Annotated in this window: 31 protein-coding genes; 18 read left to right on the top strand and 13 right to left on the bottom strand. The window is 61.6% G+C overall.

The window, feature by feature from the left end:
* Positions 1-30: 30 nt before the first annotated feature.
* Genes K2Q04_RS08635 through K2Q04_RS08550 form a run of 18 tightly spaced genes read left to right on the top strand, consistent with a single transcriptional unit; the run spans position 31 to position 4597 of the window.
* Entirely contained in the window at positions 31-258 is a 228-nt protein-coding gene (locus K2Q04_RS08635; protein ID WP_291161970.1) for a hypothetical protein, read from the top strand.
* Positions 255-464: a hypothetical protein gene (locus tag K2Q04_RS08630; protein ID WP_291161967.1), complete on the top strand. Its 210-nt coding sequence runs from the start codon at positions 255-257 to the stop codon at positions 462-464. The genes K2Q04_RS08635 and K2Q04_RS08630 overlap by 4 nt, the downstream gene beginning before the upstream one ends.
* A complete protein-coding gene (locus tag K2Q04_RS08625) occupies positions 439-651 on the top strand; it encodes a hypothetical protein (protein WP_291161965.1) in 213 nt (70 codons plus the stop codon). Before K2Q04_RS08630 ends, K2Q04_RS08625 begins: the two co-directional genes overlap by 26 nt.
* Positions 648-809 (top strand): hypothetical protein, encoded by a 162-nt coding sequence (locus K2Q04_RS08620; protein WP_291161962.1) that lies wholly within the window; start codon positions 648-650, stop codon positions 807-809. The genes K2Q04_RS08625 and K2Q04_RS08620 overlap by 4 nt, the downstream gene beginning before the upstream one ends.
* Entirely contained in the window at positions 806-1009 is a 204-nt protein-coding gene (locus tag K2Q04_RS08615; RefSeq protein WP_291161959.1) for a hypothetical protein, read from the top strand. The genes K2Q04_RS08620 and K2Q04_RS08615 overlap by 4 nt, the downstream gene beginning before the upstream one ends.
* Positions 1006-1503 carry a hypothetical protein gene (locus K2Q04_RS08610; protein ID WP_291161956.1) on the top strand — a complete coding sequence of 166 codons (498 nt, stop codon included), beginning with the start codon at positions 1006-1008 and terminating at the stop codon, positions 1501-1503. Before K2Q04_RS08615 ends, K2Q04_RS08610 begins: the two co-directional genes overlap by 4 nt.
* Positions 1500-1727, top strand: coding sequence for a hypothetical protein (locus K2Q04_RS08605; protein WP_291161953.1), 228 nt, complete (start codon positions 1500-1502; stop codon positions 1725-1727). The genes K2Q04_RS08610 and K2Q04_RS08605 overlap by 4 nt, the downstream gene beginning before the upstream one ends.
* The gene (locus K2Q04_RS08600) at positions 1724-1981 is read left to right on the top strand and encodes a hypothetical protein (RefSeq protein WP_291161950.1); all 258 of its coding nucleotides are present in this window, start codon (positions 1724-1726) and stop codon (positions 1979-1981) included. The genes K2Q04_RS08605 and K2Q04_RS08600 overlap by 4 nt, the downstream gene beginning before the upstream one ends.
* Entirely contained in the window at positions 1975-2223 is a 249-nt protein-coding gene (locus K2Q04_RS08595) for a hypothetical protein (RefSeq protein WP_291161947.1), read from the top strand. The genes K2Q04_RS08600 and K2Q04_RS08595 overlap by 7 nt, the downstream gene beginning before the upstream one ends.
* A complete protein-coding gene (locus K2Q04_RS08590) occupies positions 2216-2458 on the top strand; it encodes a type II toxin-antitoxin system HicB family antitoxin (RefSeq protein ID WP_291161945.1) in 243 nt (80 codons plus the stop codon). The genes K2Q04_RS08595 and K2Q04_RS08590 overlap by 8 nt, the downstream gene beginning before the upstream one ends.
* Entirely contained in the window at positions 2458-2736 is a 279-nt protein-coding gene (locus K2Q04_RS08585; protein ID WP_291161942.1) for a hypothetical protein, read from the top strand. The genes K2Q04_RS08590 and K2Q04_RS08585 overlap by 1 nt, the downstream gene beginning before the upstream one ends.
* Positions 2733-3110 (top strand): hypothetical protein, encoded by a 378-nt coding sequence (locus tag K2Q04_RS08580; protein ID WP_291161939.1) that lies wholly within the window; start codon positions 2733-2735, stop codon positions 3108-3110. The genes K2Q04_RS08585 and K2Q04_RS08580 overlap by 4 nt, the downstream gene beginning before the upstream one ends.
* Positions 3111-3150: 40 nt before the next feature.
* Positions 3151-3324: a hypothetical protein gene (locus K2Q04_RS08575; protein WP_291161936.1), complete on the top strand. Its 174-nt coding sequence runs from the start codon at positions 3151-3153 to the stop codon at positions 3322-3324.
* Positions 3321-3485: a hypothetical protein gene (locus K2Q04_RS08570; protein ID WP_291161934.1), complete on the top strand. Its 165-nt coding sequence runs from the start codon at positions 3321-3323 to the stop codon at positions 3483-3485. The genes K2Q04_RS08575 and K2Q04_RS08570 overlap by 4 nt, the downstream gene beginning before the upstream one ends.
* Positions 3485-3703: a hypothetical protein gene (locus K2Q04_RS08565; protein WP_291161931.1), complete on the top strand. Its 219-nt coding sequence runs from the start codon at positions 3485-3487 to the stop codon at positions 3701-3703. The genes K2Q04_RS08570 and K2Q04_RS08565 overlap by 1 nt, the downstream gene beginning before the upstream one ends.
* Positions 3700-4023 carry a hypothetical protein gene (locus K2Q04_RS08560; RefSeq protein ID WP_291161929.1) on the top strand — a complete coding sequence of 108 codons (324 nt, stop codon included), beginning with the start codon at positions 3700-3702 and terminating at the stop codon, positions 4021-4023. Before K2Q04_RS08565 ends, K2Q04_RS08560 begins: the two co-directional genes overlap by 4 nt.
* The gene (locus K2Q04_RS08555; protein WP_291161926.1) at positions 4020-4295 is read left to right on the top strand and encodes a hypothetical protein; all 276 of its coding nucleotides are present in this window, start codon (positions 4020-4022) and stop codon (positions 4293-4295) included. Before K2Q04_RS08560 ends, K2Q04_RS08555 begins: the two co-directional genes overlap by 4 nt.
* Positions 4295-4597: a hypothetical protein gene (locus K2Q04_RS08550; protein WP_291161924.1), complete on the top strand. Its 303-nt coding sequence runs from the start codon at positions 4295-4297 to the stop codon at positions 4595-4597. Before K2Q04_RS08555 ends, K2Q04_RS08550 begins: the two co-directional genes overlap by 1 nt.
* Here the strand turns inward: K2Q04_RS08550 and K2Q04_RS08545 are convergent.
* From K2Q04_RS08545 to K2Q04_RS08485, 13 genes are all read right to left on the bottom strand, one after another.
* Positions 4594-4875, bottom strand: a complete 282-nt coding sequence (locus K2Q04_RS08545; RefSeq protein ID WP_291161922.1) for a hypothetical protein — start codon at positions 4873-4875, stop codon at positions 4594-4596. The genes K2Q04_RS08550 and K2Q04_RS08545 overlap by 4 nt on opposite strands.
* Positions 4876-5160: 285 nt before the next feature.
* A complete protein-coding gene (locus tag K2Q04_RS08540) occupies positions 5161-5511 on the bottom strand; it encodes a hypothetical protein (protein WP_291161920.1) in 351 nt (116 codons plus the stop codon).
* A gap of 24 nt (positions 5512-5535) precedes the next feature.
* Entirely contained in the window at positions 5536-5931 is a 396-nt protein-coding gene (locus tag K2Q04_RS08535) for a hypothetical protein (protein ID WP_291161918.1), read from the bottom strand.
* Positions 5931-6383: a hypothetical protein gene (locus K2Q04_RS08530; RefSeq protein WP_291161915.1), complete on the bottom strand. Its 453-nt coding sequence runs from the start codon at positions 6381-6383 to the stop codon at positions 5931-5933. The genes K2Q04_RS08535 and K2Q04_RS08530 overlap by 1 nt, the downstream gene beginning before the upstream one ends.
* Before the next feature lie 9 nt (positions 6384-6392).
* Positions 6393-7487 carry a hypothetical protein gene (locus K2Q04_RS08525; protein ID WP_291161912.1) on the bottom strand — a complete coding sequence of 365 codons (1095 nt, stop codon included), beginning with the start codon at positions 7485-7487 and terminating at the stop codon, positions 6393-6395.
* A 10-nt stretch (positions 7488-7497) separates the two neighbouring features.
* Positions 7498-7869 carry a hypothetical protein gene (locus K2Q04_RS08520; RefSeq protein WP_291161910.1) on the bottom strand — a complete coding sequence of 124 codons (372 nt, stop codon included), beginning with the start codon at positions 7867-7869 and terminating at the stop codon, positions 7498-7500.
* Positions 7870-7913: 44 nt separating this feature from the next.
* Positions 7914-8939, bottom strand: coding sequence for a hypothetical protein (locus K2Q04_RS08515; protein ID WP_291161907.1), 1026 nt, complete (start codon positions 8937-8939; stop codon positions 7914-7916).
* 157 nt (positions 8940-9096) lie between these two features.
* Entirely contained in the window at positions 9097-9321 is a 225-nt protein-coding gene (locus tag K2Q04_RS08510; protein ID WP_291161904.1) for a tail protein X, read from the bottom strand.
* A gap of 27 nt (positions 9322-9348) precedes the next feature.
* Positions 9349-10104 carry a hypothetical protein gene (locus K2Q04_RS08505; RefSeq protein ID WP_291161901.1) on the bottom strand — a complete coding sequence of 252 codons (756 nt, stop codon included), beginning with the start codon at positions 10102-10104 and terminating at the stop codon, positions 9349-9351.
* Between the two features lie 29 nt (positions 10105-10133).
* The gene (locus K2Q04_RS08500; protein WP_291161899.1) at positions 10134-10622 is read right to left on the bottom strand and encodes a phage tail protein; all 489 of its coding nucleotides are present in this window, start codon (positions 10620-10622) and stop codon (positions 10134-10136) included.
* A gap of 78 nt (positions 10623-10700) precedes the next feature.
* Positions 10701-13166, bottom strand: a complete 2466-nt coding sequence (locus K2Q04_RS08495) for a hypothetical protein (protein WP_291161896.1) — start codon at positions 13164-13166, stop codon at positions 10701-10703.
* A gap of 212 nt (positions 13167-13378) precedes the next feature.
* On the bottom strand, positions 13379-13978 hold the full coding sequence (locus K2Q04_RS08490) for a phage tail assembly protein (RefSeq protein WP_291161894.1): 600 nt from the start codon (positions 13976-13978) through the stop codon (positions 13379-13381).
* A 102-nt stretch (positions 13979-14080) separates the two neighbouring features.
* Positions 14081-14626, bottom strand: a complete 546-nt coding sequence (locus K2Q04_RS08485; RefSeq protein ID WP_291161891.1) for a phage major tail tube protein — start codon at positions 14624-14626, stop codon at positions 14081-14083.
* Positions 14627-14688: the final 62 nt, after the last annotated feature.

Genomic DNA, 14688 nt, shown 5'->3' with positions numbered 1-14688 from the left:
GAAGCGAGCTGCGAAACAAGAAGAGAAGTCATGACCCAAAAAATCGAGACACCCTGGGAGCGCTATCGCCGCGAGATGCGCGAGTTCAAACTGATCATGGGCGTGTTCTTCGCTGTCTCGCTCTCGCTGATGTTCACCGGGCTCTATCTGCAGGGCCGGTTCAACAAGCGGTGCGCAGTTGCGGGCGGCATCCCGGCCCAACTCAAGAGCGATCTCGTCTGTCTGAAGCCGGACACGATCATCAAGGTGGCGCCGTGAGTGAGCGCGTCGACAATCTCGAGGAAGTCATGCAGGCGATTGCCAAGCGTTACGTCGAGAGCGTGCACGCGAATATCGAGGCCAGATACGCCGACGAGCCAGCACGCGAGCTCTTAATCGCCGCCGCGAAAGACAAGTTTGCCAGGGAACTCGAAATGGAATGCGAGAGGATGGAGCACGATGCCGCTTGCCTACGCCATCGTTGAAAACGGCGAGATCAACGTCCGCTCGGTGTCGCCGACGCGGCGGGGCGCCATTCTGAATTTCATGTGCACTGAGCGGCGCTTCTTAGCGACGAACGACATCGAAGATGTCGAGATCGAGCTCTGCTGGCGCGAACTTAAAGGTAAGGCCGAAGTCGAACAGGTTCGGATCGAAAGGATGATGCAGTGAGCAAAGCCGCCGTCAAAGAGCGCGAAGCCGAAGACGCGCCGCCAAAGCCTGAGCCCGTCACCGCCGTGCTCTGCTCGAGTTGCGGCGCCGATATTTCCAAGCGCGACTGCAAGTGCAAGGGCGACGGCAAGCTGCTGTCGGGGTGGAAGACGCAATGAACGAGCGCGCAGTCGCAATCGACTACACCAATTGGCGAGGTGAACGGGCCTGGCGCACGATCGTCCCGCAAGCGGCGATCTATTGGGGGTCCACCGAATGGCATCCGGAAAAGCAGTGGCTGTTGCGGGCGCTTGATGTCGCCAAGGGCGAGGAGCGTGACTTTGCGATGAAGAACATTCACGGCTGGAGACCGGTATGAAAAAGATCCTGACGATCGTTAGTGCGGTGGCGTTGAGCGTTGCCGTCGGCGGCTGTTACACCAGCCGGACCGGCGAAAAAATCGGCAGGATCACCAAGCTCTACCGATCGGGCCCGATCTGCCCGACCTGGGAGGCCGAGATTATTCGGGGTGGCTTCACCTCTGGCTCCGGCGTCAATGGCGCCGCCTTCGATTTCACCATCGAGGACGATGCCACCGCCGAGCGCCTGCGTCAGGTGATGGAAAGCCAGCAAGAAGTCAAAATCCACTTTCACACCGAAACTTTCTACAGCCCCTGCCGCTCCGACTCGGGCGGCGATTTCCTCGACTCCATCGAGTCGATCGGCAAACCAGAGGCGCAGGTCTCGCAAGGCGCGGCCGCATCCCCGGCCGCTGTCGCGCCGACAGCCGATCGCTTGGCCGTCATGCAGCAGATCGTTCGCCAGAACCAAGAGCTCCTCGACATGCTGAAAGAGGAGGCGAAGCGTCCATGATAACCGCGCCTTCCTTGAGGCAAATGATGCTTGTGCTCGGCATGCTGAGCGTGGTGTCGCCGGCGGTGCTCTATTGGCTGCGAAACGAAGCCCCTGACGAAGAGAACGTCCTCAACTGGCTGATGTCGCTGCCGCTGTCCGTCATCTTTACGCTCAATGCCATGGTCGTCGGCGGCTTTGCGCTGATCGACCTCTCCAACATCATGGTGTTTGCCCCACAATGAAAATCGTCGCCGCCGCGCTGAAGAGCCAGGGCCTGATCTTGTCGATGCCGGCGCCAGCCCGGCATTCGGACATCATCAGCGCAATGCATTTCGGCGGCACGTCGCCGCTTGAGATCGCAGGCTGCATTCAGGGTTTTCTGACGGACAAGGGTACGTTCGTCGATCGCGAGCGCGCTGCCCTGATCGCCTTCGAGGCCGAACAGTTCATGCCACGACGCCTGCCCTGCGAGCTTTACTCGGAGGACCTATGGTGATGGTCGCTGTCTATATCGTCGAGGCCTCCGCAATTATAGTCATGACGATCGTCGTCGTTATTTTCACGCGCAGCATCGGGCGTGCGATGAGGCGCGAAAAAACCAATGTCGAGATCTGGAAGACGTTGATCTCGCAAGCCCTGGCGCGCCGCGACACGCGCGAAGCTATACGGCTGCGCGATCTCTCCTCTGCCGACATCAAGGCGGGTCGCTTTGCAGCCGAGGAGGCGACCCATGAATAATGCCTATCCCGTGCTCGTTGCTTGGAGAGAAGAGGACAAGGGTTTCATCGCCATTGCACCCGACCTGCCTGGTTGCAGCGCCTGGGGCGAGAACCGGCTCGAGGCCATCAAGGAGGTGGAGACCGCGATGTTCCTCTGGATCGACGCCATGACGCGGGCCGGCAACTTCATTCCTCTACCGGGATCGAACATGCTCGAAACAATCGAGAGCTTTAGCAGGGAGCGCGAAAGATAATGCACACCATTTCCGACGCCGTCAGCATTGAAACGCCGCCCAATCGCTGCCCTGTCTGCGGCGAAGTCAACGAACTCACCACTGGTGTTGGCGCCGCGAGGCCGGCTGAGGGCGACCTCAGCCTATGCTTCTCCTGCGGCACGCTCAGCATCTTCAATGCCGACCTGACGATCCGGCCGCCGACGGAAGCAGAGCAAGCCGAGCTCAACGCCTCACCGCAGGTGCGAGCAGCGGTTGAGGCGTTCCGTACGGTTCACAATGAAAGGCCGAAACATTGAAAGACAAGCGCTACCAGGACTGCATGGCCGAGATCGTCGCCGTGCTGAACAAGTACGACATGGGCGGCTATGTCATCGTTGTCGACAAGGAGCGGACGATGTTCCGCTTTGAATGGCCGACGTGGGGCGTCATTCGCCCGACCGATACCGGCATCCGCTTCCGCTCCAAGCGCGAGGATTTTCCGAGCCGGGAGGCGCAGCACAAGGCAACCGAGCTCTCCGTCCACACGATCGTGGCGATGCGGGATCTCTGTGCGCAGGGCTTCCAGGCGATGGAGTCTGTCTTCAAGATGCTGTCGCAGCATTTCGATATCACGCCGGGCCTCGTTCAATTCGACCCGGAAGAGGATTTCAGGCCGGAGAAAAAGAACTGATGCGCAGGAGAGGACCCAAGACATAGGAGGTCGCGACTGAATGGAACAAGAGACAAGCGAAAAAGCCGACGCGCCCGATAAGAAGCCGGCGCCGCAGCTTCACGACTGGGTGAAGTCGACTCTCGGTCACGGCGATGCCATGTGCTCGCGCTGCCTGATCACCAACCGCGAGGCTGCCGTTCTCGGCCTGCTCAATCACTGCGAGCGCGGATGAAGGAAGCGCAGCGGATCATCGCCGAAACCCTGCAAGGCGTGTCGCCGGCAGTGACGCGTACCTTCGCGGCTGTGCTGGCCATCGCCATCGAAAAGGAGCTCACGCGCAACGGCTTCACGATCGTGCGCCAGGGCGAGTGTCTGAGACCAGAGGAGGAGTGATGGCGTCAGCAGATTTTGCCAAAGGCATGGTGGCCGCTGCTGCGATGCTCATGGCCGAGCATGATCGTCTCGAGGCCGAACATCTCCGCTTGCGTCCGAACGTCTGGGGCGGTCCACGGCGCCGGCACAACGAGATCATGGTGCAGGCGCGCATACTGACGAAGCTCAACGGCGATATCCACCGGGCGGCACGAGCTGCACTGAAAGAGTCGACATGACCGAAGAAGAACAGTTCGCCGCCTGCGATGCCTACGAGGGCAATACGATGATTGCGTTCTCGTCGAAAGACCTGGCGATGCGCTATGTCCTGCATCGGAAGCGCCAGATGCCTGAATTGCACGGCCTCATCGCCTGCCGTGAAGATACCCGCACCAACACCGGGCTCTGCGTCATCTGGCGCGATCCGGTGAAGGCGGAGGAACTTCCCGAGCGCATGGCCAATTGCCTGTGGCTTCTGGAAGAGATCCTCGCCGGCCGCAAAGCGTGGCCAGTGCCAGGCAAGGTCGAAGAACTCTGGTCAGGAGGATTTAAGCCATGACGCCGGAGAAGGTCCTCGAGGTCATCGACCGCTACGAGAAATTTCTGGCGCCCAAGAAGCTCGAGCCGAAGCGACTGACCGGCAAGGGCGTCATCTACAAGGAGCGTATCGGCCACCTGCTCTACATGTGCGCCGAGATCCGCAAATTCGTTGCCGAGGGGCGGATGGAGAAAGCCTTCCGCTGGCTCGGCTTCATCCAAGGAGCGCTCTGGTCAGATGCGCACTTCACGGTCGAAGAGCTCGCCCTTCACAACAAGCCGGCCGAAGCCTGATGGAAATCGAAACCGAGGAGGTGCCGCCGATGGCAGCGGAAAAAGTTCAGACACTCAGAACGATTGATCACGCCGTCAATCAGCGCGCGGTCGAGTTGGTGGAAACGTTGCTCGAGAGACTTAAAAACGGGAGTAGCGTCGCGGTCGGCTATTTCGAGGTCGGTCGTGGCGGCAGCGTACGCACCGCCTATGCCGATACCGATGACGGCAACTTCCATTACATGAATTCGGGCGCGCATCTCCTGGCATCGCGCTTCCTCACCGATCCCGGCGTTCGCGTCGACAATGACGCCGAGACCTAGGGCTTGCGGACCTGAATGATCGTGCCGTGCGCCATGATCGCGTCGACGAACGGCACGATTGCAAGCTCCTCGCCCTCGAGCGTGATGCGGTCACGACCATGCTCGAGGTCATAGACGACATGCTCGGCGGCTTCCCGGCTTTGGAAGATGGTGGCGTGTGCCGGCGACGTGTTCCAAACGCGGCGCGCTTCGTAGAAATTGATGCGGCTGTCGGTCAGCGACCGGATGACGAACATCTTTTCGGCCAGCAGCGTGACTTTGTTGGGCGCGTCCGTCATGTTGTCCTCCTCGATAGCCCCTGAAACAAAAAAAGCGCCGTTGGGATTTCTCCCAACGGCGCTTTGAAAGTCGTAGCCGATGATCGCATCGACCCTGCGTCAGTCACCTCCGCCTTGGACAATGTGCGGTATGAATGAGCCACCAGGTCTGGGCCTTCGGAAGGCCGAGGTGTGCGCGGCTCGTTGCAAACGGTGCTTTCAACATGAGAGCATCTCCATGCCTGCAGGGGGTACGCGAGACAAAGACGGGCTGCCATCGCGGTCAGCTCGCCGATAGGGTTCGGATTACGAAGCTGATGCAGGTTCGACCTCAGGCGCCGCATCGGCTTTGGGTTTGGCCTTTGGCTTCGGTGCGGGCGCTGCCGCCGGCTGCTCCTCGGGGAGCACGTAGCCCTTGGCTGCCGGTGCCGGGGCAGCCGGGGCGACGATCGGCACGCCAGCCGCTTCCTCGACACCCATCGCCGGGCCGACCGGATCGGAAATAGGCGTCTCGGCCAACGGTGGCGGCGGCGCCCCATCTTCGAACAGGTGCGCAACCGAGCGCGGCGCCGGCAACGGGTTGTCGATCGGCGTCTTGTCGACCTTGTGCTTCGACTTGCCGGGTCCTGGCGGCGCGTGCGGGGTCTTCCCAACCATCGTGGGCTCTCCATTAGTTTTGAATTACAATGTCACCTTCTGCACCAGTGCTTTCCAGCCCGTCGGGGCGGGAGCTGCCGGCGCCTTGAGGCCGCAAAGTTTTTGCGACTTCGACTTCTCGTCCTCGCTGCCCCGCTCTGCGACCTGGGCACAGTAGCAACGGGTCTCGCGGATCTTGTTGCGGGCGTCGACAGTGCCGGCGTCGATCAAGCCGTTCTCGAGATTGCCGAGCGGCGTCTTGTTGCCGGCGGCCTTCGGGATCGGGCTCATGTTGGCGCGGCCCCTCGGGTTGCACTCGGCGGCGATCGGCGCGGGCGGCGTCGCCACCACAAAGGGCAGCGGCGCCGGAGCCGGATCTTGCGCGCAGGCCGTCAGACTCAATAGAAGAGTCACCGGCGCCCATTTCAGGATCTTGGGCATCAGGAGCCTCCGAGCTTCGATTTGGCCGTCGAGCCCGAGGATTTGCCCGACAGCACGCCGTTGATGATGTCGACGTGGCTGTCGGGGATGAGCACCGGCTTCTCGGTTTCGGACAGCGCCTTGAGTTCATCCATTGCGGCTTTGGCCTGGCTCGACGCCATCTCGACCGCCGCCATGTCGTCGACACGGCGTTTTTCAAGATTGTCGAGCGTGGCGGCCTTGGCCTTGAGCTCGGCCTCGAGGGTGGCGATCGTCTTGTCCTTCACCGCGCTGGTGATATCGCTGACGCGCGCATCGCAGAGGCTGGCCGTCCAGTTCGTCCACGCCGTGTCGATGGCGTACCAGGCGCCGCCGGTAGCGGCGAGAAATGCCACCAGCCGGACTGCAATCGACGCCAGCGTCCATTCCGGCGCCGTCAGCAGCCCAAAGCCTTTCTTGATCAAACCGAGCATGGGCCCTCCTTATGCCGGTCCGGCAATGGGTTCCGGCGTGGTGAAGACCAGGTGTCCGGCCTTGATCGAGTCGACGATGATCTTCTCGAGGTAGCGGCCAATGACGAGCACGACGACGCCGCCGACGACCATGGCGAACAAGGTCGGGGTGTTGGGCAGCATCTGATGCAGGGCGTCGATGTTGGACTTGATCGGCTGGAACAACGAGACGGTGTCCGACAGGTTCTGGCCGACCTCGCCCAAGGCGCCGGCTGCCGTCGTGACGAAGCCGAGACTTTGCGTGGCCTTCGCCAGGCTCATCTGCGGGGTCACCGCCGGCGGCACGGTTGCATCCGCGATAGCGGTCGCGGCAACGACCGGATCGGGGGCGTTATAGGCGATGCCGGCAAAGCGGCTGTCGGACCCGGCAAGGAAGTTGCGCACTTCCGGCAGACCGTTGAGCTGGCTTTCCGAGACTTTCAGCGAACCGCCATTGATCAGCTTGCGAACGGAAAGGTAATCGCCCTTGGCGGCGTACTTGTTGCAGTTCTTCTGCGTCCACTCGAGGAGCGCGATCTTCAAAAGATTGATCGGCTGTTTCAAGTCCTCGACCGAGCAGCCGATGGCCTTCGCCATCTTGGTGTGCGCATCGCGCCCCGTGAGCTGGTTGAGGCCAAGACCGCGAAACAGCGGCCCATCGCCGGCAAACTTGTTGCCGAGCTGCTTGCCGATGTGGGTCAGGTAGCCATAAACGCGCTCGAACAGCGCGTTGCAGCGCGGGCCCGAACCGTCGTCGTAGACGGGGAGCGCCGCGATCCTGTTGGCTTCGGCGGGCGAAACCGGGTCGGAGTGATGGCCGGCCCCGAAGATCCTCAGGATCGTCGAAGCGCGATAGGCGCCGCTCTCCTGAATTACGGTCAGACCGCCAGTCTCGGCCTGGATCATGGCGCAGAACTGCTTGAAGATCGTCTGCGTCACGATCCCCGCCTGGGCCAGCAGTTTGCCGGCCTCAGGCGACGCCAGCATGTCGGCATACATGTCCCAGATCGCGGCTTGGTGCGCGTGCGCCGCCGGCGGCCTGGGGAAGATCCTCTGCAGGATGTCGTGGGTCAGAATGACAGCCATGGCACCCTCCTCAAGCGCGTTTCTTGCGCGGGAACTTATCGCGCGAGCCCGACGGGCGGCCGCGTCCGCGCGGAGCCTCCGGTTCAGGCAGAATTTCAATGGGGTTGAGACGCACGCGGCGCGAACGATTGATAGCCTTGACGGCGCGGCGGTTGCGATGGCGCTGGCGCACTTTTCGACCCGCCGAGGTCGCTACATCGAGCAAAAAGATGCGATGCACGATGCGGCCAAGAAAGCGGCCGAGTGTCACGACCTCGGAGCAGAGAAACAGCGGGAAGTCGATGACGATGGGACGGCGATGCGGGGCTGCATGAACAATGCCGACCTCGCCAGTCTTGAGTTTGCGCGGCTTGATCGTCCGCGACTTGGTCGTGGATTTCATTGGGTCACCTCATTGGGTGTTGCGGCTGATTTTTTGGGAACGGGTTACTGGGACGCGGCACCGGAACCGGGAAGCTCGCAGTCAAGCGAGCAGGTGTAGCCCTTCTCTTCGACGTGATGCGTGGCGCTCTTCACGCGCCACGGACCGTCGACGCCGGCGCGAATGCCGGTGACGATGGCGAGCATCTCGGCGCGGAGCGAGGGATCGCCGACGACTTCGACGCGCAAGTGCCCCTGCTCGCGCTTCATGCGCTTGCCACGGCCCTTGGCGCGCGCCTGCGCCTCCTTCTGGTTCGGCGCGTGATGGCGATCGAAGAAGGTCGGTCCATCTGATCCCGACTGCGCCTGTTCGACCATCAGCTTGGCCTTGGCGGTATCCCACCAGCCGACCTTGATCTGGCTGTGCTTCGGGCGGTCGGGTAGCGTGCAATCGTACTTGATGACGTCGCCGGGAATGTTTGCTGCCGGCAGAACACCGATGAACGAGCCGGGACCACGGATGAAGGCGGCGCCCATCGCTAAGCCCGTCACCGAGAAGCCGCCTTCCTTCGGCATGAAGATCATGCGGCCGTTCTTAACGGTGAAAGTGGCGTCGTGATCGTGCGCCAGGCGCGACAGCAAGCTCATGTCGCTCTCGTCGGTCTGATGCAGCGAATTGTAGACGAAGTTGCCGAGCTCCGGCCCGACCATGGGCACGACACCGGCGCGCGCTGCAGCTTCGCCGACGATTTGTCCGATGGTCTTTTTCTCGTGGTGCTTCGATCTCGGCTCCTTGAGTTTGGACTTGCCCATGTCGGCCGACTTGCCTTGCACCTTGATCTTTTGCGGGTAGCCCTCGAGCGTGACGTCGTTGACGGTGTATTCCCCCATCAGCTCGACGCCGGTCTCGCGGTAGCCGAGCGACACGGTGAAGACCTGGCCCTTCTGCGGCAACGCCAAGATGCCGTCGCGGTCATCGAGAACGATGGTGGCGGTATCGGAGTGCGTGCCTTCGTGGTCGGTGACCTCGACAGAGATGAGACGGTCGTTCGCTCCGGCGGTGAGGCCGGAGACGATGGGTGTCGGTTTCATGAAGTGGCCTCCGCCGAGCGGATTGGTTCGAGCGGGTGGGGCCTGCCACGTGAACCCCACAAAGCGGTCCGGCATTCACCCCGGCATGCTGATCCGGAGTTACTGACCGTCCTACGGCAGGCAGAATTTCACCGTGTCGCCGCTCAATTGGAACGGATCAGTCCCAGATCTGAATTCTCTGGGTGGGGCCTGGCGCCTGATACGCGGGCAACAGGATCTTCAGCCCACGCGGGAGCACCGGCGGTTGATCGGACAGGCGATAGTTGGCTTTGAGAACGAGCTCGGTCGTCAAATGCGAGGTGCCATAGTGCTTCCAGCAAATGGCATCGAGCATGTCGCCGTCCTGAGTGGTGTAGAGAAAGTCCGTCGGCGTGTTGGTCATGACGGCCCTCTCGCTACTCTGTTCGGATTAAAATTGCTGGCCACCGGGAAACATGAGCTTGCGCGCCGCCTTGCGCGTGGCGTTGTGGGCGGCGAAGTACTGAGCGCGGGCCTTGGCGTTCTGCGGTCCCGCCGTCGCAGCGGTGGCGAATTTTTTGTTGGCGTTGTGCGTCTTCAAAAGGTCGTTGGCGCTGGCAAGGCTCGCCTGATACCTGGCAATCGTTTGGCTGTTATCGCGATAACGTTCACGTTCCAGCTCCTTCAGCCGCTGCTTGGTGGATGAAATGCCATTCTTCAATTTGGCGCCAAGCTCTTCGTGTTTGGACAGCGGCGAGACCTGGCGATCGGCGGCGCGGGCGGCGCGGAGCTGCGCGGCGGACTCGGAGCGAACCTGACGCTGGGCGGCAACCAGCTTGTTGACTTCGGACTTCGACAGGTAGGTCGTCTCGGTGCGGCCGCCGATGGTATCACGGCGATGCACGGCGGCACTGCCGGAGCGGGCATCGAGAGACACGAACGGCGCCTCAGCCTTGTGTTCGCCGGGCTTCGCCAGACTGACGTGCTTTTCTCTCCAGCCTTCGACGTTCCTGATTTCCGGTGCTGGGCCAACCGCGACGTGGCTCGGACCTTTCACGGCGCGCATGTGTTCCTGCACGAAATGCGTGCCGCCGTTCTTGTTCTTGGCGAAGTGGCCCCGCACGTGACCAGTGGTGCCGGCAGCCTCCTGCGCGCCTTTGCGTTCGGCCATAGCGACGGTTTTCATCAGCGCCTTCAAGAGAGCCATGGTCGAACTCCTGCACCTTGTTTTGGATTTCAAATGTAGATCGAGAAGCCAGACGCACCGTCGGGCCCGTAGGCGGACAACTCGATCGTGAACGTCACCTTGCGCGGGTTGCCGTTGGGCAGAAAATATTCCTGCTCATCGGAGATCTCCTTGATGCACCAGATGCCGTGATAGATGCCGGAGGCGGAGGCGAACGGGCGCGGGATGCCCTGGGTCGCCTCATCGCGCATGCGGTTCAACATGTCCCAGCCGCCGAAATCTTCCGGGTAGAGAAAGCCCGGGATCGAGACGGTTTCTTCGCCCGCGCCCATGAACTGCATCGCGGGCGCGCGGCCGATACGGTTGACGGCCTCCCAACGAATGGGAAGCTTGCGGCGGATGTGGGTGTTCAACAAGCCGTGGTTGACGCGGAACCGAAACGAGCCCGGCGTCGAATAGATGTTGATGCCGTTCGTCGCGAGCGTTGAGTTCCGGCGCACGCCGACCGGCGGCCCGAGACCCATGATGGTATCGGTCATCGACTGCCTCAGATTTTGAAAGAGGACCCCACGGCGGCCGGCGCGCGGAACGCGTGTCGCCGTGGGTTAAAAGAAACGTCAGTGATGCTGATCGGAGAGCGCGCTGCCGACCTTTGACTGCACGGCAGCACCCGTGGCGCCGGCGATCGCCGCGTTGTTCTTGTCGCCGTTGACGGTCACCGTGACGCCGCCGACGTTGACCTGAGGCGGCGGTACGGGTTGCTGCGGCTGCGGGTTGGTGATGATCACCGGCAAGGGCCCGGACGGTAGACCTTTGCCGCCGACACGTCCGGCAGCGAACGTCGCACGCGGCGGACGCAGATCCTGCAGCCATTCCTGGTCGTGAGCGAACTGGCTCCGCATGCGCCGCATCCACGGACTTTCGAGGCTCGATGGTGGCGGTGGCAGCGGGCCATAACCGGCAACACTCCGGAGCGCATTGTTGGCATCGGTGTGAGCGAGTTCGTAAGCGCGCTGCTTGTACTTGTTGTGCGGGTCGAGGCTGGCCCGCATGCCGGCGGCGATCGAGTGCGTGAAGGCTTGGCCGGCTTCGGTCTGCGAAGCATCGTAGGCCAACGCACCGGCGCCCAAGAGACCGGTGATCTTGCCGAGCAAACCAAAGATGCTTTTGAAGCGGCCGGCGTTGCTGGCAAGCTTAGCAAGCGAACCCTCGGTCTTGGCAAGGTTCAAACCGGCCATCTGATCGCCGAAGCTCATGGCGCCGGCGGCGCCAATGCCGGTGATCAAGCCCTTGGCAAAGCGATAGCCCCAGGTGACGACCTTCAGGATATCGGCAACCGGCGTCTTGAACATGCCGCCGACAAGACGCAGGCCCGACCAGGCGCCCATTCCGGCAAGACCCATCAATCCCAAGCCGAGCCCCTTGGCCAGCATCGGATGCTCTTTCAGGGTCTGGCCCGTGGACTTGATGACGTTATTCAGGCCCTTCAGGAAATTTGTGAGCTTCGGCAGTACGCCTTCACCGAGATTGGCGCCCAGTTCCGTCATCTGTGTCGAGAAATTTTGCAGCTGGCGGATGAAGAGATCACCGGCCTGCTTCTCGTCGATGAGGGCCTTCTTGGCGTTTTCGCCGCGCCGTTGCATCTGCGCATACTGAATGATCGCTTCTGCCGTCTGTAGCGCCTCCTGCGGGTTCTTGAAGGCGGCGCCGACGTTACGGAGAATATCGGTCATCTCTTTGAGGCTGCGCTCGGACGGCTTCTTGGTGGCATCGCCGATATCTTCGCCGGTGTCCTCCATGATCTTGTTGCGGATCAGCGGGTAGAAGGTTTCGGCGTCCCACTTATAGGGGTTCCTGGCGTTCTCATAATAGCCGGGGATGATGGTTGGGTCGATGTGTGTGTACCCACCCTCCTTGCCGACTTCGATTTTGCCTTCCTTGATCAGTCGTTCCTGGTTGGCCTTGTCACCAAAGAGACCCAGGTCGCGCATCTGATTGTTGCCACGCACCGTCTGACTGTTGCCAGCGATCTGGTGCATGAACGAGGTGCGCAGCATGGTACCGGCGCGCTGCCGGTTTTCCTGCACCATGGCGGCAAAGCCGTAGATCGCGTCGTCGTCCATCGTGAGGAACGACACGCCGGCTTGCTGTTGCGCCTGCAGGAAACGGTCGGGATCGACGCCGGTCGCCATCTGGATGCGCAGCAGTTTATCGACCCAGTTGGCAATCGAGACCGGGTCGGTGCCGAGGCCCTTGATTTCGCCGGAACGGATGGCGGACTCGAAGCGATTGCGAATGGCCTCGGGGTCCTGATGGTGACCGCTCGCCTCCTCATACGTCTTGGCGTAGGACATCGACGAGAAGATTTTATTGAAACCCTCGATGGCTTCCGGCGTCAGCGTCGATCCCTTGCCCTCATTGGTGAAGACGTGTTCGGGGCCGCCGAAAATTCGGATGGCGCTCGCCAGAAAGCGGATGCCTTCGGCGGTGGTGATGTTGCCTTTTTCGCCAGAAAGTCTTTGAGCGGTTGCAGCAAGGGCTGCCTGCTGATCGGGCGACAAGGTGCCGATGGAGTTCATTTGAAATTTCGCCGACTCGCGATCGGCGGCGGAACGCACGGCCTTGTTGACGACCTCGAAGGCGCCATAGCCAACGGCGGCGCCGTACATCAGATCAGTGTGCGAGGCATGCTTGCCTTCGCCATAGACCTTGTCGTCGATCTTCTTGTTGATGTTCATCGCCGTCGTCAGCTCTTTGTTGAGCTGCTGGCCGAGCGCCTTGAAGCGTCCCTTCAGGTCGTTGAAGGTTCTATTCCAGAATGAATTATCGGTGAGCGCCTTGGCGATGCCTTGGCGCATCTGCGTACCAATCTCGTTGGCACGCGTCACGAGACCATTGCGTGTGGCATTGGCGAGTGCGTTGATTTTTGCGGCTTCTTCGGTTGCAGCCGCAGAATTGGTGGAGGTGGCGCCGCGTGCGGCGGCGCCCATGTTTTTGAGTGCAACTTCGGCGCGCTCGGCGCCGGCGGCGATGGCATCAAAGCCAGCGCCGCTTGCTGTGACTCGGACTTCTACGTCGGCCACTGTGTCACCTCATGTTGAGAGGATGGGAAGGACCCGGTCGAGAAGGCTATTGTCGCCGCCGGATGAGCCGGAACCGGCGGCTGCGTCATAGGCCTCCTGTTCGGCGTTGTGGCGCTTGACCACTTCGACATGCCAGAACAGGATGTCCTCCCATTCCCAATCGGCCTCGGGTTGCCAATTGAAGCGCTCGGCGATGTCGGCGACGCACGTCTTTATGTGGCGGACAGTTTGACCATCGGGTCCGTGAGGAAAAAATTTTGGACTTCAATCAGCAACCTCGCGCCATCGAAGCCGTCGATGTCGGGCAGGAGCTCCATGGAGAGACCGGTGACAGCCGAGATCAGCGCGTCGTTGTCGGTCATCTCGCCGGAGAGGACCAAGCGATGGCGCATGGCCTTCTGGAAGTCCGACCATTTCGGCCGCTTGAACGTCACCGTCGTGATCGGGTCCTTGCCGCCGTTGTCGATCGGATAGGAGAACGTGAAGACATAGGGCTTCGACGGATCGGCTTGGGCGAAGGGACTTTGAGCGGGTGCGGGATTGCCCTGGGTGGCGTCGATGGCGGCTTTCGAGGCCGCAGCGCGTGCCAGCTGGTCGGCGGCACTGCCAGGCTTGAAATCGCGCTTTTCACCGAAGTCGGAAACCTGTTCGTGCGCGACGGGAGCGTGCGTCGCGGACAACGGCGGAGGCGGCATCTTGGGCGGTTGCGCCTGCGGAATAAAACCCTGCGCGGGTTGCGGAGGAGACGGCACAAAGCCCCCTTGATGGGGTGCGGGCTGCCGTCCCGAACCGGGCTGGTGCGGATGTGACATGTCGGGCCTCTTGGCGTTTTTGTTTTTTGGAAAAGAAGCGGCCTCAGGCGGGAAGTCCTGAGGCCGCAGTCAAAGTCGCAAGCGTGTGACGGGAAGTGCGACTTAGCCGGTGGAGTTGGTGATGCCGAGCGAGACGCGAGCGTCCGCCAGCTGATCGATGCCGCCGATCGAGCGCTTGAACCCCAAGACGTCGATCTCAATGACGGGCCGGTCGTTGAAGATCAGCTTGAAGTAGTCGACAGCGGCGCGGACGTTGATGACGGCATGCTTGCCGGGCGCCCACGTTTCCTTGTTGAGTTCCATGATGCGGGCATCCATCACCGCCATGACGCGAGCGATGTTGGCCTGACCGTTGGAGCCCTGCGGGTTCTGACCTTCCAAATGGCCTCGGAAGGTCAGGCGCGAAACTTGGCTGCGGCGCAAGCCCCATTGCGAAAAGAGCGCCTCGTCGTAGGACGTGACTTTCCATTCGGCGGAGAGCTTGTCCATGCCGAGGTCGACTTCGATCGGAGCATCCATGCCGCCGCCGCGAACGTCATCGGTCTTGATCTTCAAGTCGGGCATCTTGAGTTCGATGCCTTCGCCGAGGTAGTCGCGACCGTTCAACCAGATCGCGAAGTACCGCAGCATATTATCCATGCGTGCCATGCGGGCTTCTCCAATGAAAAAGGCCGCCCTCTCACGAGTGGCGGCCTGGGGTTTTGAGTTGG

The organism is Hyphomicrobium sp., assembly GCF_019753045.1.
Taxonomy (GTDB): Bacteria; Pseudomonadota; Alphaproteobacteria; order Rhizobiales; family Hyphomicrobiaceae; genus Hyphomicrobium_B.
Note: the sequence above shows the minus strand (reverse complement) of the source record. Positions and strands in the feature narration are given on the sequence as shown.